Source organism: Thermodesulforhabdaceae bacterium (assembly GCA_037482015.1).
Taxonomy (GTDB): Bacteria; Desulfobacterota; Syntrophobacteria; order Syntrophobacterales; family Thermodesulforhabdaceae; genus JAOACS01.
Genome location: JBBFKT010000010.1, coordinates 57,910 through 74,374, shown reverse-complemented (window position 1 = coordinate 74,374; position 16,465 = coordinate 57,910). Strand labels below are relative to the sequence as shown.

Below are 16,465 nucleotides of genomic sequence, written 5' to 3'. Positions count from 1 at the left end.
CCAGTTTGCCTAACCCTTCTTCATCACCGCACAGCTATCTAGTTTTCAAAGAACGAAGCGATATGCAACCAGTTTATCTCTTAAACTATACGCCGCTGTTTGTCAACTCTTTTTTTTCTTTTTGCACCACATTTTTTTCTGTGGTGTCCTTGCGGCGGATGGGAGATTTACACGATTCCCTCCCAAGTTGTCAAGACGTTTTTTACAACAAAACCCAAAAATATCAAAAAGTCCATAAAACCTAATTCCACAGAGCAATAGATGCAGCATCCGACCCTTGATCTCTTTCTCTACACATAGCTTTCGTATTCGGGATAATACATCAACGATTTAACGTGGGCTTCTAGGTTTTCTGGTTTGGGGAGATTTGCAAGTCCACGTCGGTACGCCACTTCGGCAACAGAAACAGCTATTCTAAAGGAAACCTCCCGAATCCTAGTAATAGGTGGGTAGATCCTTCCCTTTTCCAGATCCTCCTTTTCAACCATCTGGGCAAGAGTCTGAGCCGCAACGAAAAACATTTCATCAGTGACTAACCTTGACCAGGATGCAATTACTCCAAGACCAACCCCAGGAAATATATAAACATTGTTTCCCTGAGCAGGATAAAAAACCTTTCCCCCAAAGGACACAGGATCGAAGGGACTTCCACTTGCAAAAATAGCTCTACCTTCAGTATATCGATAAGCTTCTTCTGCTGTGCATTCGGTGTTGGAGGTAGGGTTAGAAAGTGAAAAAATAATGGGGCGACTGTTTATTCGTCCCATGGCTGAGAGAACATCCGGGGAAAACATGCGAGCTTTCCCGGAAACACCTATAAGTGCCGTTGGCTTTATAGTTTCAATAGCCGATAGAAGATCAGGAAGAAAAGGATAATCATGAGCGAATTCTCTCTTATGCTCTGTTAAATCTTCTCGACTTTTTACCACCAATCCTTTGGAATCTACATACCAGCAGCGTTCCTTGGCTTCCTCCAAAGTAAGGCCTTCAGCCATCATCGCCGAAACAATTAATTCTCCTGTGCCAATTCCCGCTTCTCCAGCTCCAAGAAAAAGTATCTTCTGATCCCTAAGCCTTCCCCCCGTAATTCTTAGAGCAGAATAGAGTCCGGCTAAAGTTACGGCGGCTGTGCCTTGAATATCATCGTTAAAACAACACACCTTATCGCGATACCGCTTTAGAAGTCTAAAGGCGTTTCTATTACCAAAGTCTTCAAACTGGATCAGGGCTCCAGGAAAAACATGGTTTACAGCCATAATGAACTCTTCGATCAACGAGTCATACTCAGGTCCCGTAAGACGCTTTTGCCTTATACCGATATATAGAGGGTCATTTAGCAAAGTCTCATTATTTGTTCCCACATCTATTGTTACCGGAAAGCTAAGAGAGTGGTGTATGCCAGCACAGGCAGTATAGAGAGCAAGTTTACCAACCGGAATTCCCATTCCATCTGCCCCAAGATCTCCCAATCCCAAGACTCTTTCGCCATCCGTTACCACAATAATCCGGATACACTTATGAGGCCAATTTCTAAGAAGATTCACGATGCGTCCCCGATCTTTTGGCGTTATGAAAATACCCCTTGGTCTTCTGAAAATATGTCCATATTCAAGACAGGCTTGCCCTACGGTTGGAGTGTAAACTATGGGCATCAACTCTTCGATGTTTTCAAGAAGAACTCTATAAAAAAGAGTTTTATTTCGATCTTGAAGACTTATCATGAAAATATACTTTTCAAGATCATTTGGCTTACGTCTGATGTTTTCCAGGACTCTTTTCATTTGTTCCTGAATGGTGTGAACCCTTGGCGGAAGAAGTCCTCTTAAACCAAGAGCCTCTCTCTCTTCTTCTGTAAAAGCCGTGCCTTTATTCAGATCTGGGTTTCTGAGAAGGTGAATTCCTTTTGGAAGATTATCAAGGCGCCTTTGGGCTTTCATTTTATTAGCAGTTTCTGGAAAAGGGCTACCCTGCGTTAGACTTTCTACCGTGATCTCTCCGAGGAAACGGGCAAGAGATTCGGGTTTAACTAGTTTTTTGGGAACCCTAATAACTATGTCCTGATCTTCATAGCTGATGCTGTACATATAAATAACCCTCCCCAGTAGTGGTAGCACTTGAGAACGGCTTTAGTTTGCTATATTTTCTGTTGAAAAACAATGTGTCACTTCATGGTCTTAGGCAAGAATAGAGCTATTTCAGGAAACACCATTACAAGAGCAAGACAAAGGGCTTGCAGAATAACAAAAGGTGTTATAGATCGATAAATATCTCTCATCGTCACTCCAGAAGGTGCTATTCCTCTCATAATGAATAAGTTGAATCCAAAAGGAGGGGTCAAATAAGCCATCTCCATATTAATAGTAAAAAGGATGCCAAACCAGACAAGATCAAATCCCAGCTTTTCTACTATGGGGGCAAAGATGGGGGTTGTAAGCAAAATGATTCCTGCTGGATCCAGGAACATCCCAAGTAAGAAAAATACAAACTGGATAAAAATCATGATGATCCATTTATTGACTTGAAGCGATAAGAAATATTGTTGTAGCATATCCTGAATACCCGCATAGGCAAGAAAAGATGTAAAAGTTTGAGCTCCAAAGATTAGCCAAAATATCATGCAGGTCAAATTGGCTGAATCTCTAGCTACTTTAAATAATTCCTTCCATGAAAATTGCTTATAAACTATGGATGTAACAACGGCCCCAAGCGCTCCAATTCCTGCTGCTTCCGTAGGAGTAGCAATACCGAAATACATTGCTCCCAAAACCAGAATAATCAATAAAATAGGAAGGGCAATAGCTTTAAGAGCCAAGACTTTTTCTTTTATGGAATACGTTTCTTTTCCTGGAGGACCAAGTTCAGGACGAAAGAAACACTTTATACCTATATAAAGCACATAGAATCCACAGAGTATAAAGCCTGGTATTACTCCACCCATAAATAGATGTCCAATAGAAGCACCCGAAACTGCCCCATAAAGAACCATTATAATGGATGGGGGAATAAGAATCCCAAGGGCCCCTCCAGCATTGATGCAACCAATAGCAATAGTTTTATTATAACCACGCTTTAACATTTCAGGAAGAGATATCAATCCCATGGTCACAGTAGCTACGGAACTTATACCGGTTATAGCAGCAAAAATTGCACACATAACGACTGTTCCGATTGCTAACCCCCCAGGCACATTGCCAAACCATTTATGAATAATATCATACAGGTGGTTAGCAATCCCACTAGCTTTAAGCATATTTGCCATAAATATAAAAAGTGGAATAGCAAGAAGTAAAAAGTTGGTGCCTTCTCCATAAACGGAGCTATACAGCAGCAAAAGTCCTTGTGGTCCCCAGAAATGCAAAACAGCAGCAGATGTTATAAATAAGAGAGAAAAAGCTATAGGGATACCAACACCTATACTTACTATTAACCCTATGACTGCAATTGAAACAACAGCTTCGCTGTTTATCATGGTAGCTTACCTTCCGGATTTTTACTATTTATATATGTTATCAGACTTTTCAGAAGTGTGGTAAGACCCTGCAACCCCAGGAAAAAAGCCCCTAAAGGCACAACGATAATGGATGGCCATAAAGGTAGATGATCAGCCGATGATGATCTCTCTCCCATCATGAAAGAATTCCACCCAATAATTGTTCCATACCAAACTATAGGGATAGAGGAACCAATGACAAAAAACCCGGACAAAATATTAATCCACATTCTCTTCTTATATGAAAAATTCCCATAAAATATGTCTACTCTTGTGTGAATACCAGCCTGAAGACAATAACTCGCGGATAACATAACAACTGCGCACTGAAGATACTGACTAACTTCACTAGGCCAATTTACCGGTATGTTCAGGAAATATCTGTTTATTATTGACATGAATATAAATACAACTATTAGCATTATAAAAAACGCTCCAATGTAACTAAAAAAGGCATTTACAATGTTAATAACCTTTTCCAACTTTTCCATTGTTAAAACCTTTCTAATAATAAAGGCAGAGCTCGTAGCTCCGCCTTTATACAAGTTCCTCCTAAAATTCTCTACCTTTCATTTTATTGTATTCCTTAAGAATCTTTACAAGCTCTTCCGAGTATTTTGATCTCTTTGCTTCGGCATCCCATAAAGGAGCGGTTAATTCTCTCAAACGTCTAACTTCTTTCTCTGACAATTCTATCACTTTTACTCCATGTTTCTCAGCATTGATCAAAGCATCTCTATCCCACTGGTCAGTAAGTTCTATACTGCGCTTCATGGCTGCGGTTGCTGCTTCCTTAATAGCTTTCTTTTGAGACTCAGAAAGCCCCTCAAAAGTTTTCTCGCTAATAATGATTTCAACTATGCCAGGAGTATGAAAAGCTGGTTTTATTATATACTTCAGTACTTCATAGAACTTATACTGTTCCATTGTATACCACGGATAGTCCGTACCATCAGCAACTCCACGTTGAAGAGCCATGTATTGCTCTGCACCAGCAATATTTACTGCACTGGCTCCAAGAGCTTTTACGATTTCAGCTTCCATTCCCACGGCGCGAATTTTCTTACCCTTTAAATCCTCAATAGTATTCACAGGAAACTTAGTCATAAGCCCCATACTTCCCACAGAAAGAGGCGCAAGATACAAAAGACCATGTTTTTTCAAGGCTTCATTCATTATTTTGAGATACTCTGTTTTTTCGAAAACTTCTTGGGCTTCTTTAGCATCTATCCAGTTAAACGGAAGCCACTGAACGTTAACTTCCGGAACCATCCCCACAAAGTACAAAAGTGATCCTGAATAAGCATCAATCATTCCCATACGAATTGCATTGAAGGCTTCCTCAGTTTTAACCAATTGTCCAGGCCAGAAAATTCTTATTTCCACTTCACCATTTGTTAATTTTTTAACCTCATCAGCGAAAAATTGAGTTGACTTACCCACATTAGCATTCTCTGGATAAGCACATTGTAACTTTATTACTGTCCCAGCGAAAAGTTCACAAATCCCGATTCCAAGAATACAAAAACACACCAAGAGAGCTGACAATGTTTTTTTCATAGGTCACCTCCAGAAATTATGTGTCTAATGAAAATTAACCCTACACACATTGGTTTTTACTCCCTACATATTTCCATATTCATAAGTTCCTTAATCTGGTGACGCATTAACTTTTTATCAAGCTTTCCAATACTTGTTTTAGGAAGAGCACCAACAAATATGATGCGATCCGGAATCGCCCACTTAGTTATTAAGCCTTTCTCTACAAATTCGCCGAAAAATCTTTTCAAGTCTTCTTCTGTGACTTTATTTACATAATCTGGCTTTAAAACTACTAACACTATAGGTCTCTCGCCCCACTTTTCATGACTTACACCTATGGCAGCCGCTTCACTCACGGCTTCATGTTTCAAAATTATATTCTCGAGTTCAATAGATGAAACCCATTCTCCACCTGTTTTAATAATATCTTTAATACGATCAGTTATCTTCAGATAACCCTGTGGATCAATATACCCAACATCTCCGGTGTGCAGCCAGCCACCACGCCACAACTCTTCGCTTTTCTCGGGATCTTTAAAGTATCCCTGAGTGAACCATGGACCACGAACAATAAGTTCTCCTGTTGATTTACCATCATGCGGAAGTTCTTTTCCATTTGGATCTACAATTTTCATTTCGACAAGCATAATTGGAATGCCAGTCTTGGTCCGAATTTTTACCTGTTCGTCTATGCTCCAGTTAACCATGAAAGGCTGAAGGAAAGCATGAGCTATTTCAGGACAGGTTTCCGACATTCCATAACCACTTGATGCATCTATTCCTCTTTCGAGAGCAGCTTTACAAATAGCTTCTGGAAATGGAGCTCCACCCACTCCAACTCTCCATCCAGATAAATCAAAGTCTTTCGATTTAGGGTGAGTAAGAAGCATATGAAGAAGGGTTGGCACACAGTGACTTACGGTAACTTTTTCTGAGGTTATTAACTTGAGTATTGTCTCCGGTTCATATCGTCCCGGATAAACTTGCTTTATCCCAAGCATAGTGGCAGTATATGGAAACCCCCAAGCATGGACATGAAACATAGGGGTCAGAGGCATATAAACGTCTGCTCTATTTATGAAATTCCCTCCCGGCTTTAAAGCCGTCTGAGCAGCCCTAGCAAGTGTGTGAAGCACGATTTGACGGTGACTAAAATATACGCCTTTAGGATTCCCTGTTGTTCCAGTGGTATAAAATAATGTGGCCATGGTATTTTCAGGAAAATCTTCAAAGTTATATTCAGGTTCAGATTCTTTAATAAGATCTTCGTATTCACCTACAACATTTATTGAGCTACTATACGACTGTGGAGTGTCTTGGATTAGAATGATATTTTTTACAGTCTTAAGTTGATCTCTAAATTTCTCAACTATTGGCAAAAAATCACTATTTACCAAAAGAATCTCATCCTCAGCATGGTTAATTGTATATAAGATTTGTTCAGGAGAAAGTCTTACATTTATGGTGTGAAGGACAGCCCCCATCATAGGAACTGCGAAGTAACATTCAAGATATCTGTGAGAATCCCAATCCATAACACCAACTACGCTTCCAGGTTTAACCCCTAACCTTCTCAACATATTAGCCAGACGTTCAAGTCGTTCGAAAAATTCGCCATATTTTATTCTTTTAATATCTCTATAAACAATCTCCATGTCTTTTGCTATTTGTTTAGGGGTATGGAGAAGATGTCTTATTATAAGGGGATAGTCATATGCTGATACTGTTTTTACGATAGCTTTTGGAACCATAATAACTCCTTATTAATAAAGCTTTTTACAAAGCCTTTCTTAAAAGAGCCATTAATTCCTCTTTTCCGGCTTTCCTTGGATTGGTGAAACTTGAAGGATCGTTTAAAGCCCCAGTGGCAATATTGGGAATATCCTCTTCTTTTACTCCCAATTCTCTTAACCGCTCTGGAATTCCCAAATCACGAGCAAGGATCCTCATAGCTTCAATCGCTCTTTCAGCTAAAACCCGCACAGAAAGCCCAGGTTGACCTTCGCCCATTGCTACCGCAATATCGGCAAGTCGTTCAATGCAGGCAATAAGGTTGAATCCTTGAATCCATGGAAGTAGGACAGCATTGCAAATTCCATGGGGAAGATTGTAAAGGCCTCCAAGTTGGTGAGCTACAGCGTGAACACATCCCACTCCAGCACTATTGAATGCAAGTCCCGCAAGATATTGCCCATAAGCCATGGCAGACCGGGCTTCTATATCTTTTCCATTAGCAAAGGCTTTTCTGAGATATTTGGAGATGAGATTAATAGCTTTTAAGGCGAGAGTATCGGTAATAGGTGTTGCGCTTCGAGAAACATAAGCTTCGATAGCATGAGTTAAAGCATCCATACCTGTTGCCGCAGTAAGAGGCGGCGGCATGGCTATCATAAGTTCTGGATCGTTTACTGCAATGATAGGAACAAGTCTCCAGTCGATAATTGTAAGTTTGGTCTTCTTTTCTAGGTTAGTAATAACGGCAAATCTGGTAACCTCACTGCCTGTGCCAGCCGTGGTATTTATGGAAACAACAGGGGGAATGGCTCTCTGCAGTTTATTAATACCCACATAGTCCCACAAAGATCCGCCGTGAGACACCATTACTCCAATCGCCTTTGCTGTGTCGTGAGAACTGCCCCCACCAACGGAAATGAGCATGTCGCATTGGTTTTCTAAAAACTGTTGATAACCTTTTTCTACACATTCACCAGACGGATTGGGAATAACACCGTCGAAAATTTCAACAGCTATCCCTGCTTTGTCTTTCAATTCTCTGGCGATATCACAAGCAATACCTACTACGCCTTTGTCCGTACAAATGAGTGCTTTGTGCTTTCCCAATGTTTTAACCAGAGCAGGAAGCCGCTTTACAGCTCCGACACCTATTAAGCTGACCGGCTGAGCAAAAAACTCCCCATATCGGGTGATATCGCTCATTTCAATCCCCCTGCTTTTTATTATCTCATAAGATTTTCCCAGATGATGGTGTAACCCTGTCCACGGCCGACACAGAGCGTTGTAATACCGTAGCGATAGCTGGGATTTTCTCTGAAGATACGTTGTAGAAAGGCAATAAGACGAGCACCAGATGCTGCAAGAGGATGACCGTAAGCTATTGCCCCGCCCCACATGTTAACTCGAGGATCGTCAGCACTAAGCCCCAACCTATCCAAACAGTAAAGCACCTGCACGGCAAAAGCTTCATTGATTTCAATAACATCGACATCATCCATTTTAAGTCCCGCTCGCTCGAGAGCCTTCCTGGTTGCGGGAACAGGAGCAGTGCCCATAATCCTTGGATCAACTCCAGCAGTTGCACAGCAGACAAAACGCATCTTTGGCTCAAGTCCTAATTCTTTTGCTCTTTTTTCGCTCATAATTAACACCGCGGCAGCACCATCCGTGAGAGGACAGGCATTTCCAGCGGTAACTCGCCCGTTTTCTCTAAAGGCGGGCTTCAAAGCCGCAAGACCTTCAAGAGTGGTATTGGGACGAGGCGTTTGATCCTGATCAACCGTCGTAATCGTTCCGTCAGGAAGTTCGACTGTCATGGGCACAATCATATCTCGCATTTTACCCGCTTGAATTGCTCGTGCCGCCTTTTGCTGGCTCATAAAAGCATAACGATCCGCCATCTCCCGAGTGAACTCAGGAAACCGATCGTGGATATTTTCTGCTGTCTGACCCATCACAAGAGCTGTTTCATCGCCCAGAGCTTCCACTGCTCTGGGATGAAGATCTCGCATAAACCCCATGGGAAGATGTCCCATGTGCTCCACGCCCCCTGCGATGATACAGTCCGCCATCCCGGAAGCGATCATCGCAGCGCTAAATCCGACGGCTGTGAGGCTACTGGCGCACATTCTGTCTATGGAACAACCAGGAATACCCCATCCTTTTTCTCCAAGAGCCAGAACAGGCACCATGCGACCTAAAGTGCCACCCTGTTCCTTGACTTGTTGAGTTACTCCCCAGATGCTGTCATCAATAAGCGATGGATCCAGAGCAGGATTTCTCTCCAGGAGGGCATTGAAGAGCGCTATCGCCAGATCTTCTGCTCTGGTTTTCCAAAAAATCCCCTTTTCTCCCGCTCGACCAAAGGGGGTTCTCACACTATCTACAACGACAACTTCTTCTAACATTCGAGGCATACTCTGAATCCCCCATGTTATTCGAGGTTTCTCTCAAAAATTCCTGCTATTCCCAGTCCCCCGCCTCCGCATATACATTCCAGTCCATAGTGCACTTTACGGCGCTTCATTTCATGAAGAAGCGTTACAAGGACTCTCGTTCCAGTGCAGGCAATCGGATGCCCAAGTGATATTCCGCTACCGTTTACGTTGATACGGTCGTAATCTTTTTCAGAAAGCCCCATCTTTTTGATGTCAGCAAGCACCTGAGCTGCAAAGGCTTCCTGAATTTCAATAAGGTCTATCTGATCAATCGTAAGGTTTGCTAGCTTGAGAGCTTTGCGGACGGCATCTGGCACAGCGTTGTATGTATATCGCGGGTCACATCCTGCAACGGCAATACTTCTAATGGATGCTAGAGGCTCAAGTCCAAGAGATTGAGCCTTTTCTTTTGACATGAGAACAACGGCTGCTGCTCCGTCGTTTTCTGAAGAGGAATTACCAGCGGTGCATACTCCCCCCAAAACCGGTTTAAGGGAGGCAAGTTTTTCAAAGGTCGTATCACCTCTGGGTGTTTCATCTCGATCGATAACGATCTTTTCACCCTTGGGACCGGAAATTGTAACAGGGACGAGTTCATCCTTAAATTTGCCCTCTTCCATGGCTTTTACGGCTTTTTTGTGGCTTTCGAGAGCCCATCTATCGCATTCTTCCCGACTGATTCCTTCTTCTTGAGCAGCCGTTTCTGCCCAACTCATCATGGTGGGAAGCACTCCGTAGCGTTCAACAGGTTGGGACATGACTCTAGCTCTCTGGATGCGGTCATAGAGAGGTATTCCCCAGATAGAAAGATCCCCATGCCCGCGAGGCATTTTGCCTTTTCCTCCAATACCCCATTTAATGTTACCCGGCAGGTAGAATTCGGCATTGCTCATACTCTCCACCCCACCTGCCACTACTATCTCAGCCTGATCTGATTGAATAAGAGCCATGCCAAAGCGAACTACATCAAGTCCTGTGCAGCATCGGCGATCAATCGTGATACCAGGGACACTTTCGGGCCAACCCGCCTTAAGAAGAGCCATACGAGCAATGTTGACATATTCGCCATTTTGATAGGCTTGCCCCATAATAACTTCGTCAACCATGTCGGGACGAAGACCAATACGGCTTATCACATCATTTAGAACAAGGGCTGCAAGATCGTAAGCTTCCAGATCCTTAAGTATACCCCCGTAGCGCCCGACAGGCGTTCTAACTCCACTTACAATGACAACTTCTTTCATGAGATCTCCTTTTTATGAGCCTTTCATACGTCGGCAGGACCAAGGCGATTTCCATTGTCATCATAGACATACCAGCCTCGACCAGTCTTACGACCAAGATGACCAAGGCGCACTTTTCGTCTCAGTATTTCCGGCGGATACCATCGAGGATCTTTCGTTTCTTCGTATATTGCCATCAAAGCTCCATAGGTAACGTCTAGTCCAACCATGTCACCGGTCTCAAAGATGCCCATCTTACGCCCGGCAGCTAGTCTCAGTCCTTTGTCAATGTCTTCCACCGTAGCAACACCCGCTTCCACAAGTCTCATGGCTTCCATGGTGGACGGGAAATTAATTCGGTTTATGATAAATCCTGGAATATCTTTGCGAACCAGAATTGGCTCTTTCCCGAGTCTTCTTACGAAGGCTTCGCCGGTCTTAAAAGTTTCATCACTTGTGGTCATAGCTCTTACCACTTCCACAGCATCCATCATGGGAACAGGGCTGAAGAAATGAAGACCGAGAACCTTATCTCGACGCTTCGTAACTGCGGCAAGCTCCGTAACCGGGATAGCACTTGTATTGGTAGCGATAATACAGTGAGGTAAAGCAATTTCGTCTATTTTTCTGAAGACGTCCTGCTTAAGGTCCAGTTTTTCGAATACTGCCTCTATAACAAGATCGGCACTAGATGCTGGAGAATAATCCTGAACAGGGGTTATACGGTTCAGGATGGTATCTACTGATTCGCTAAGCTTTCCCTTTTCAACGAATTTTTCGACAGACCAGCGAATATTCTTCATAGCTTTATCCAAAGCATCTTGGGACACATCGCATATCCAGACGGAATAGCCTGCTTGAGCGCAAACTTGAGAAATTCCGCTTCCCATTAAACCAGCCCCGACTACAAACACATTTTTAATACCAACGGACATGATAACTCCTCCTTGCCCTATCTTTTTTGAGTCGTTTTTATTCGTATTCTCTGAGAAGTTCTCTTGCTACGACGAGTTTTTGAATTTCGCTTGTTCCTTCATAAATGCGCATAAGTCGAACATCTCGATAGAAACGCTCAATGGGATAATCCTTCATGTAGCCCATACCGCCGTGGATCTGTAGAGCCATATCGGCGACTCGGTTAACCATCTCAGTGCAGAAAAGCTTTACCATGGAGGCTTCTTTGACTACGGCAGTTCCTCGCTGGTCTCTAAGCCAGGCTGCGTGATAGACCATCTGTCTTGCAGCATAGATACTGGTTGCCATTTCAGCCAGCATAAACTGTATGGCTTGAAATTCAGCAATGGGACGTCCAAATTGAACTCGCTGTTTGGCATACTTTATAGAGAGCTCAAGAAGTTTCTGAGCTGCTCCGACGGCACAAGCTCCCATAGTTAGACGCCCTTTATCGAGCACTTTCATGGCGGTTTTGAATCCATGTCCTATCATTTTATCTCCGCCGATGACGTTTTCTCTTGGGACTATACAGTCTTCGAAGATGAGTTCTGCGGTGTGGCTTCCTCTAAGTCCCATTTTTTTCTCGATTGTCCCCACGTAAAACCCCGGAAAGGTTTTTTCTACGATAAAAGCCGTAATTCCACCTTTTGCCCGCTTTTCGGGATCCGTTACGGCAAAGACTGTAGCCACATCTGCGATATCGCCGTTTGTAATAAAGCATTTTCTTCCGTTAAGAACCCAATGGTCGCCTCTCAGTTCTGCTCGAGTCTTAATATTTGCGGCATCTGAGCCTGCTTCAGGCTCAGTCAAAGCAAAACAGGCAGTCCATTCTCCGGAAGCTATTTTAGGCAGGTATTTTCTTTTTTGTTCTTCGGTGCCGTCGATAAGGATTCCCTGGGAGCCTATGCCGTTGTTTGTGCCGATGCGGGTGCGGAAGCAGGCGTTGGTTTTAGAAAGTTCTTCGTAAACGATGCATTCTCCCAGTGTTCCAAGTCCGAGACCGCCGTATTCTTCGGGAATTGAAAGCCCGAACAAACCTAGTTCACGCATTTTCTGGACGATTTCTTCTGGTATACGGTCTTCTTCTTCGACCTGTTTGCTGATGGGCTCAAGTTCCCGCTCAACGAAGCGTCTAACAGTTTCTGCCATTATTCTGTAATTTTCTGGAATTGTGAAATCCACAACCTTTTCCCTCCTTTCAGACCTACCAGAAGGTAGGTAGATTATAAAAAAATTTTATCGTCCCTTCCACTGAGGTTTTCTCTTCTCCGCAAAGGCTTTCGCCCCTTCCATATAATCTTCAGAATTCCTAAGAGCCTGAAGTCCTGGAAAGACTGTAAATAACGCGTGAGATAAAGGCATGTCCGCCGACTTTATTGTTATCTCCTTTGTGGCCCTCAAAGCCAGAGGTGAGCAAGCAAGCATTTCATCAGCCCACTTTCTGGCGCAATTCATAAGCTCTTTTGAAGGAACCACTTCGTTAACAATCCCGAGCCTGAAGGCTTCCTGGGCAGTTATATGTCGCCCCGTAAGGAGCATTCCCATGGCGAGATGATAGGGAATCTGACGAGGCAACCTTACGGCTCCACCCGCTGCTGCCACTGCTCCAACTTTCGGTTCCGGAAGACCAAATTTGGCATGATCTGCGGCTATGATGACATCGCAGGCAAGAGCAATTTCAAAACCTCCTCCGAGAGCAAAACCATTTACAGCTGCAATTATAGGCTTAAAGCAGTCCAGGCGCCTTGTTATCCCACCAAAACCTCCACGAAGGCTATCAATGTCTCGCCTTAAGGCATCCGCTCCATGCTCCGCCTGCCATTTTAGGTCATTCCCAACGCAGAAAGCCTTTTCGCCTCCCCCTGTGATAATTGCCACCCACAGATCCGGATTATCAGAAAATTCGTTGAAAACATCGTCTAGTTCTTTACATGCCGGTGGATGCAGAGCGTTCATGGATTCTGGGCGATTTATAACAACTGTAAGCAAGTGATCTTCCTTGTAAACCTTAATGAATTGGCAATCTTCCAGCATTTGAACATCCTCCTATTATGCCAGAAAACCTTCCATGAAAATTTTTTTCCAGGCTTCAGCAATTTCCTCTGGTCTCTTGTCCCCCTGTGGAGAATACCATCTAATAGTCCAGTTTAGGGTTCCCAGAAGGGCGAAGCCAGCCAACTTCTCATCTATGTCCTTCTTAAGGACTCCGGATTCTTTTCCTATTCGGATAATGTTTCGCACATAGTTTTCATAACGATCTCTCAATGCCACCACGTCAGGCCAGAAACTTTCTGCGTTTATAGGGTTAATCTCACGGAGGCTTACAGTAAAAAGATCAAGGTTTTCGCATATGAGTTTCACGTGGGATTCGATAATTTTTTCTATTTTTTCCCTTGGAGACATGTCTGAAAAAACTATTCGCTCAATGGCATCTATGAGCATTTTCATTGTAACTTGGGCAATTTCTTTTAACAGATCCTCTTTAGAAGATATGTAGTAGTAGATGGAGGGCTTTTGTATGCCAAGCTGAGAAGCGATATCCTGCATGGAGGTAGCTCGATAGCCCTTTTCTTTGAAGAGCTTTGCGGCAACTCGAAAAAGTTCTTTTTTTGTTGAGCTATTTTCGGGCATGGTCTTTCTCGCTTTTAACTACCGAACGTTAGGTATCGAAGAATAATTACACCTTTCATTTATGACTGGTCAAGAAAAAATTTCAACAAAAACCAGTCAATAAATGTTTAACAGGTCTACCCTCCCTTAAGAGAACACTGAAAAACTCAGAAGCCTTTTAATTCGAAGCAATTATGTAAGATTTTTGCGAATACTAGAATAAGCTTCATGTAACAACTTCTTCCTTTTTTATCACCGCTTCACTTTTCAGCCTGTTAAGAGTTTCCTCCAAAACAGGAAGCACATGTTCTCTGATATCTCCAGCAACTACAATAAGAAGCACATCGTCACCGACTTTTCGCTCACCTTCGTGAAGATATGCTTCCACTGCGCTAATTCCAGGTCTGGTTCTCATCTCAGAAAGAATTGATTCCCATCTTTCTCGATTACATGAAATATAAAGCTTCGAAGCAACTTTACCATCTCTAGTAGTTCCTCGAACCACTCCATTATGACAAGCAAACATTCCTACCTTTGTAAAATCGACTTCTTTTTTGACCTTTTCTAGCAAGTCACAAAGCTTCATTTCTTACCTGTCTCCTCTAGTATGTTAGCGTTTTTTCTTTTACAATTTTTCTAAAGAAATATATAAAGTTTGTGGAACTTGAACATTTTTCAGCATTTTTGAAATTGCACTCTGTCATTGTATTGTGTTTTATCGAGTTGTCCACAGTTTTTCTTAAATGAGGAGGGAGGCATGATTTCCAAGGAAAAACTTGAAAGCATTGCCAACAGCAAGAAGCAGTGGGAGGAAAAGGTTCTTAATCCAACCCTGGCAAAGGCTCCAGAACGGAAAAAGGCTTTCACGACTATCTCTGGAACGACCGTTGAAAAGCTTTATACTCCTCTAGACATAGCTAATTTGGATTATGATCGAGACCTAGGTTATCCAGGCTCCTATCCCTTCACTCGAGGCGTTCAGCCAACAATGTATAGAGGTCGCCTATGGACTATGCGACAATATGCTGGATTTGGAAGTGCTGTAGAAACCAACAAGAGATTTAAATATTTGTTAGAACAGGGACAGACGGGATTAAGTGTAGCCTTTGATCTCCCCACTCAATCTGGCTATGATAGCGATCATCCTTTAGCCGTGGGGGAAGTAGGAAAAGTTGGAGTTGCAATAGACTCCATTGAGGATATGAAAGTGCTTTTTGACGGCATACCTTTGGATAAAGTTACTACTTCCATGACGATAAACGCCCCCGCTACGGTTCTTCTCGCCATGTATCTTGCCATTGCCGAAGAACAGGGAGTTACTTTCGACAAAGTGGGTGGCACGGTGCAAAATGATATTCTCAAAGAATACACAGTGAGAGGGCAGTATATATTTCCACCGGGTCCCAGTATGAGACTTACAGTGGACCTTATTGAGTATTGTTTTAAGCATGTGCCAAAGTGGAATTCTATAAGCATCAGCGGTTACCACATCCGAGAAGCGGGATCAACAGCCGTTCAGGAGGTCGCCTTTACATTAGCTGATGGTATAGCTTACGTTCAGGCTTGTCTCGATAGAGGGCTTGCCGTGGATAAGTTTGCACCTCGATTGAGTTTCTTCTTCAACGCTTTTACAAATGTATTCGAAGAGGTGGCAAAATTCCGAGCAGCTAGACGATGCTGGGCAAAGATTATGAAGGAACGTTTTGGAGCCAAGGATCCTCGCTCCATGATGCTACGCTACCATGTTCAGACTGGTGGAGTAACCCTAACCGCTCAACAACCCCTTAACAATATTGTTCGAGTAGCACTGCAAGCCTTCGCAGCCGGAGCGGGAGGATGTCAATCGCTTCATACGAATTCCTACGATGAGGCTTTGTGCCTTCCTACAGAACAGGCGGTTACCGTAGCTCTTAGAACTCAACAAATCATCGCAGAAGAAAGCGGAGCAGCTGATACAATAGATCCCTTCGCCGGTTCATATTACATTGAGGCTCTTACAAACAAAATAGAGGAAGAGGTGGAAAAATATCTCAAAAAGATTGATGAAATGGGAGGCACCCTGGCCGCCATCGAACAGGGATTTATCCAGAAAGAAATTCAGGAAAGCGCCTATCGCTTCCAGAAAGAAATTGAGTCCGGAGAGAGAGTCTATGTTGGAGTGAATAAGTATGTGATGGACGAGCCACCTCCCACCAATCTTTTGAAGGTAGATATGGAGGTAGGACGGCGAGAAGCCGAAAAAGTAAAAGCCTTAAGAGCATCCAGAGATCAAAAGAAATGGAAAGATGCTCTAGAAAAACTTCGCGAAGTTTCTCTTAGCAGCGAAAATGTAATGCCAGCCGTCATTGAGGCTGTAAAAGCCAAAGCTACGGTTGGAGAGATTTGTGATGTCTGGCGTGAGGTATTTGGGGAATACCGGCCAGAAGCATTCATCTAATTAGACGGCGAAGGTGAAATGGTGAGGAGGGACATCA

The 16,465-nt window shown here is 43.2% G+C and carries 14 protein-coding genes; 1 reads left to right on the top strand and 13 read right to left on the bottom strand.

Annotated elements, in window-relative coordinates; genetic code table 11:
• Positions 1–290 precede the first annotated feature (290 nt).
• From WHS38_10450 to WHS38_10390, 13 genes are all read right to left on the bottom strand, one after another.
• A complete protein-coding gene (locus WHS38_10450) occupies positions 291–2,084 on the bottom strand; it encodes an NAD-dependent malic enzyme (protein MEJ5301397.1) in 1,794 nt (597 codons plus the stop codon).
• A gap of 77 nt (positions 2,085–2,161) precedes the next feature.
• On the bottom strand, positions 2,162–3,469 hold the full coding sequence (locus tag WHS38_10445; GenBank protein ID MEJ5301396.1) for a TRAP transporter large permease subunit: 1,308 nt from the start codon (positions 3,467–3,469) through the stop codon (positions 2,162–2,164).
• Positions 3,466–3,981 (bottom strand): TRAP transporter small permease subunit, encoded by a 516-nt coding sequence (locus tag WHS38_10440; protein ID MEJ5301395.1) that lies wholly within the window; start codon positions 3,979–3,981, stop codon positions 3,466–3,468. Before WHS38_10440 ends, WHS38_10445 begins: the two co-directional genes overlap by 4 nt.
• Before the next feature lie 61 nt (positions 3,982–4,042).
• Positions 4,043–5,050, bottom strand: coding sequence for a TRAP transporter substrate-binding protein (locus WHS38_10435; protein ID MEJ5301394.1), 1,008 nt, complete (start codon positions 5,048–5,050; stop codon positions 4,043–4,045).
• Between the two features lie 56 nt (positions 5,051–5,106).
• A complete protein-coding gene (locus WHS38_10430) occupies positions 5,107–6,783 on the bottom strand; it encodes a fatty acid--CoA ligase (protein MEJ5301393.1) in 1,677 nt (558 codons plus the stop codon).
• A 25-nt stretch (positions 6,784–6,808) separates the two neighbouring features.
• Positions 6,809–7,969, bottom strand: a complete 1,161-nt coding sequence (locus tag WHS38_10425; protein ID MEJ5301392.1) for an iron-containing alcohol dehydrogenase — start codon at positions 7,967–7,969, stop codon at positions 6,809–6,811.
• Positions 7,970–7,989: 20 nt separating this feature from the next.
• Positions 7,990–9,183, bottom strand: a complete 1,194-nt coding sequence (locus WHS38_10420) for a thiolase family protein (protein MEJ5301391.1) — start codon at positions 9,181–9,183, stop codon at positions 7,990–7,992.
• 17 nt (positions 9,184–9,200) lie between these two features.
• On the bottom strand, positions 9,201–10,448 hold the full coding sequence (locus WHS38_10415) for a thiolase family protein (GenBank protein MEJ5301390.1): 1,248 nt from the start codon (positions 10,446–10,448) through the stop codon (positions 9,201–9,203).
• Between the two features lie 23 nt (positions 10,449–10,471).
• On the bottom strand, positions 10,472–11,362 hold the full coding sequence (locus tag WHS38_10410; protein MEJ5301389.1) for a 3-hydroxyacyl-CoA dehydrogenase family protein: 891 nt from the start codon (positions 11,360–11,362) through the stop codon (positions 10,472–10,474).
• 37 nt (positions 11,363–11,399) lie between these two features.
• A complete protein-coding gene (locus WHS38_10405) occupies positions 11,400–12,563 on the bottom strand; it encodes an acyl-CoA dehydrogenase family protein (GenBank protein MEJ5301388.1) in 1,164 nt (387 codons plus the stop codon).
• Positions 12,564–12,617: 54 nt separating this feature from the next.
• Complete coding sequence (locus WHS38_10400) at positions 12,618–13,415, bottom strand: enoyl-CoA hydratase-related protein (GenBank protein ID MEJ5301387.1); 798 nt, start codon at positions 13,413–13,415, stop codon at positions 12,618–12,620.
• A 15-nt stretch (positions 13,416–13,430) separates the two neighbouring features.
• Complete coding sequence (locus tag WHS38_10395) at positions 13,431–14,012, bottom strand: TetR/AcrR family transcriptional regulator (protein ID MEJ5301386.1); 582 nt, start codon at positions 14,010–14,012, stop codon at positions 13,431–13,433.
• 205 nt (positions 14,013–14,217) lie between these two features.
• Positions 14,218–14,577: a molybdenum cofactor biosynthesis protein MoaE gene (locus WHS38_10390; protein MEJ5301385.1), complete on the bottom strand. Its 360-nt coding sequence runs from the start codon at positions 14,575–14,577 to the stop codon at positions 14,218–14,220.
• A 171-nt stretch (positions 14,578–14,748) separates the two neighbouring features.
• On the opposite strand from WHS38_10390, the gene WHS38_10385 reads away from it, so the two are divergent.
• The gene (locus tag WHS38_10385; protein MEJ5301384.1) at positions 14,749–16,428 is read left to right on the top strand and encodes a methylmalonyl-CoA mutase family protein; all 1,680 of its coding nucleotides are present in this window, start codon (positions 14,749–14,751) and stop codon (positions 16,426–16,428) included.
• Positions 16,429–16,465: the final 37 nt, after the last annotated feature.

What these genes read in the sequence shown, in the direction of transcription:
- WHS38_10450 (MEJ5301397.1), bottom strand. Translation starts at nt 2,084, where the DNA reads ATGTACAGCATCAGCTATGAAGATCAGGACATAGTTATTAGGGTTCCC.
- WHS38_10445 (MEJ5301396.1), bottom strand. Translation starts at nt 3,469, where the DNA reads ATGATAAACAGCGAAGCTGTTGTTTCAATTGCAGTCATAGGGTTAATA.
- WHS38_10440 (MEJ5301395.1), bottom strand. Translation starts at nt 3,981, where the DNA reads ATGGAAAAGTTGGAAAAGGTTATTAACATTGTAAATGCCTTTTTTAGT.
- WHS38_10435 (MEJ5301394.1), bottom strand. Translation starts at nt 5,050, where the DNA reads ATGAAAAAAACATTGTCAGCTCTCTTGGTGTGTTTTTGTATTCTTGGA.
- WHS38_10430 (MEJ5301393.1), bottom strand. Translation starts at nt 6,783, where the DNA reads ATGGTTCCAAAAGCTATCGTAAAAACAGTATCAGCATATGACTATCCC.
- WHS38_10425 (MEJ5301392.1), bottom strand. Translation starts at nt 7,969, where the DNA reads ATGAGCGATATCACCCGATATGGGGAGTTTTTTGCTCAGCCGGTCAGC.
- WHS38_10420 (MEJ5301391.1), bottom strand. Translation starts at nt 9,183, where the DNA reads ATGCCTCGAATGTTAGAAGAAGTTGTCGTTGTAGATAGTGTGAGAACC.
- WHS38_10415 (MEJ5301390.1), bottom strand. Translation starts at nt 10,448, where the DNA reads ATGAAAGAAGTTGTCATTGTAAGTGGAGTTAGAACGCCTGTCGGGCGC.
- WHS38_10410 (MEJ5301389.1), bottom strand. Translation starts at nt 11,362, where the DNA reads ATGTCCGTTGGTATTAAAAATGTGTTTGTAGTCGGGGCTGGTTTAATG.
- WHS38_10400 (MEJ5301387.1), bottom strand. Translation starts at nt 13,415, where the DNA reads ATGCTGGAAGATTGCCAATTCATTAAGGTTTACAAGGAAGATCACTTG.
- WHS38_10395 (MEJ5301386.1), bottom strand. Translation starts at nt 14,012, where the DNA reads ATGCCCGAAAATAGCTCAACAAAAAAAGAACTTTTTCGAGTTGCCGCA.
- WHS38_10390 (MEJ5301385.1), bottom strand. Translation starts at nt 14,577, where the DNA reads ATGAAGCTTTGTGACTTGCTAGAAAAGGTCAAAAAAGAAGTCGATTTT.
- WHS38_10385 (MEJ5301384.1), top strand. Translation starts at nt 14,749, where the DNA reads ATGATTTCCAAGGAAAAACTTGAAAGCATTGCCAACAGCAAGAAGCAG.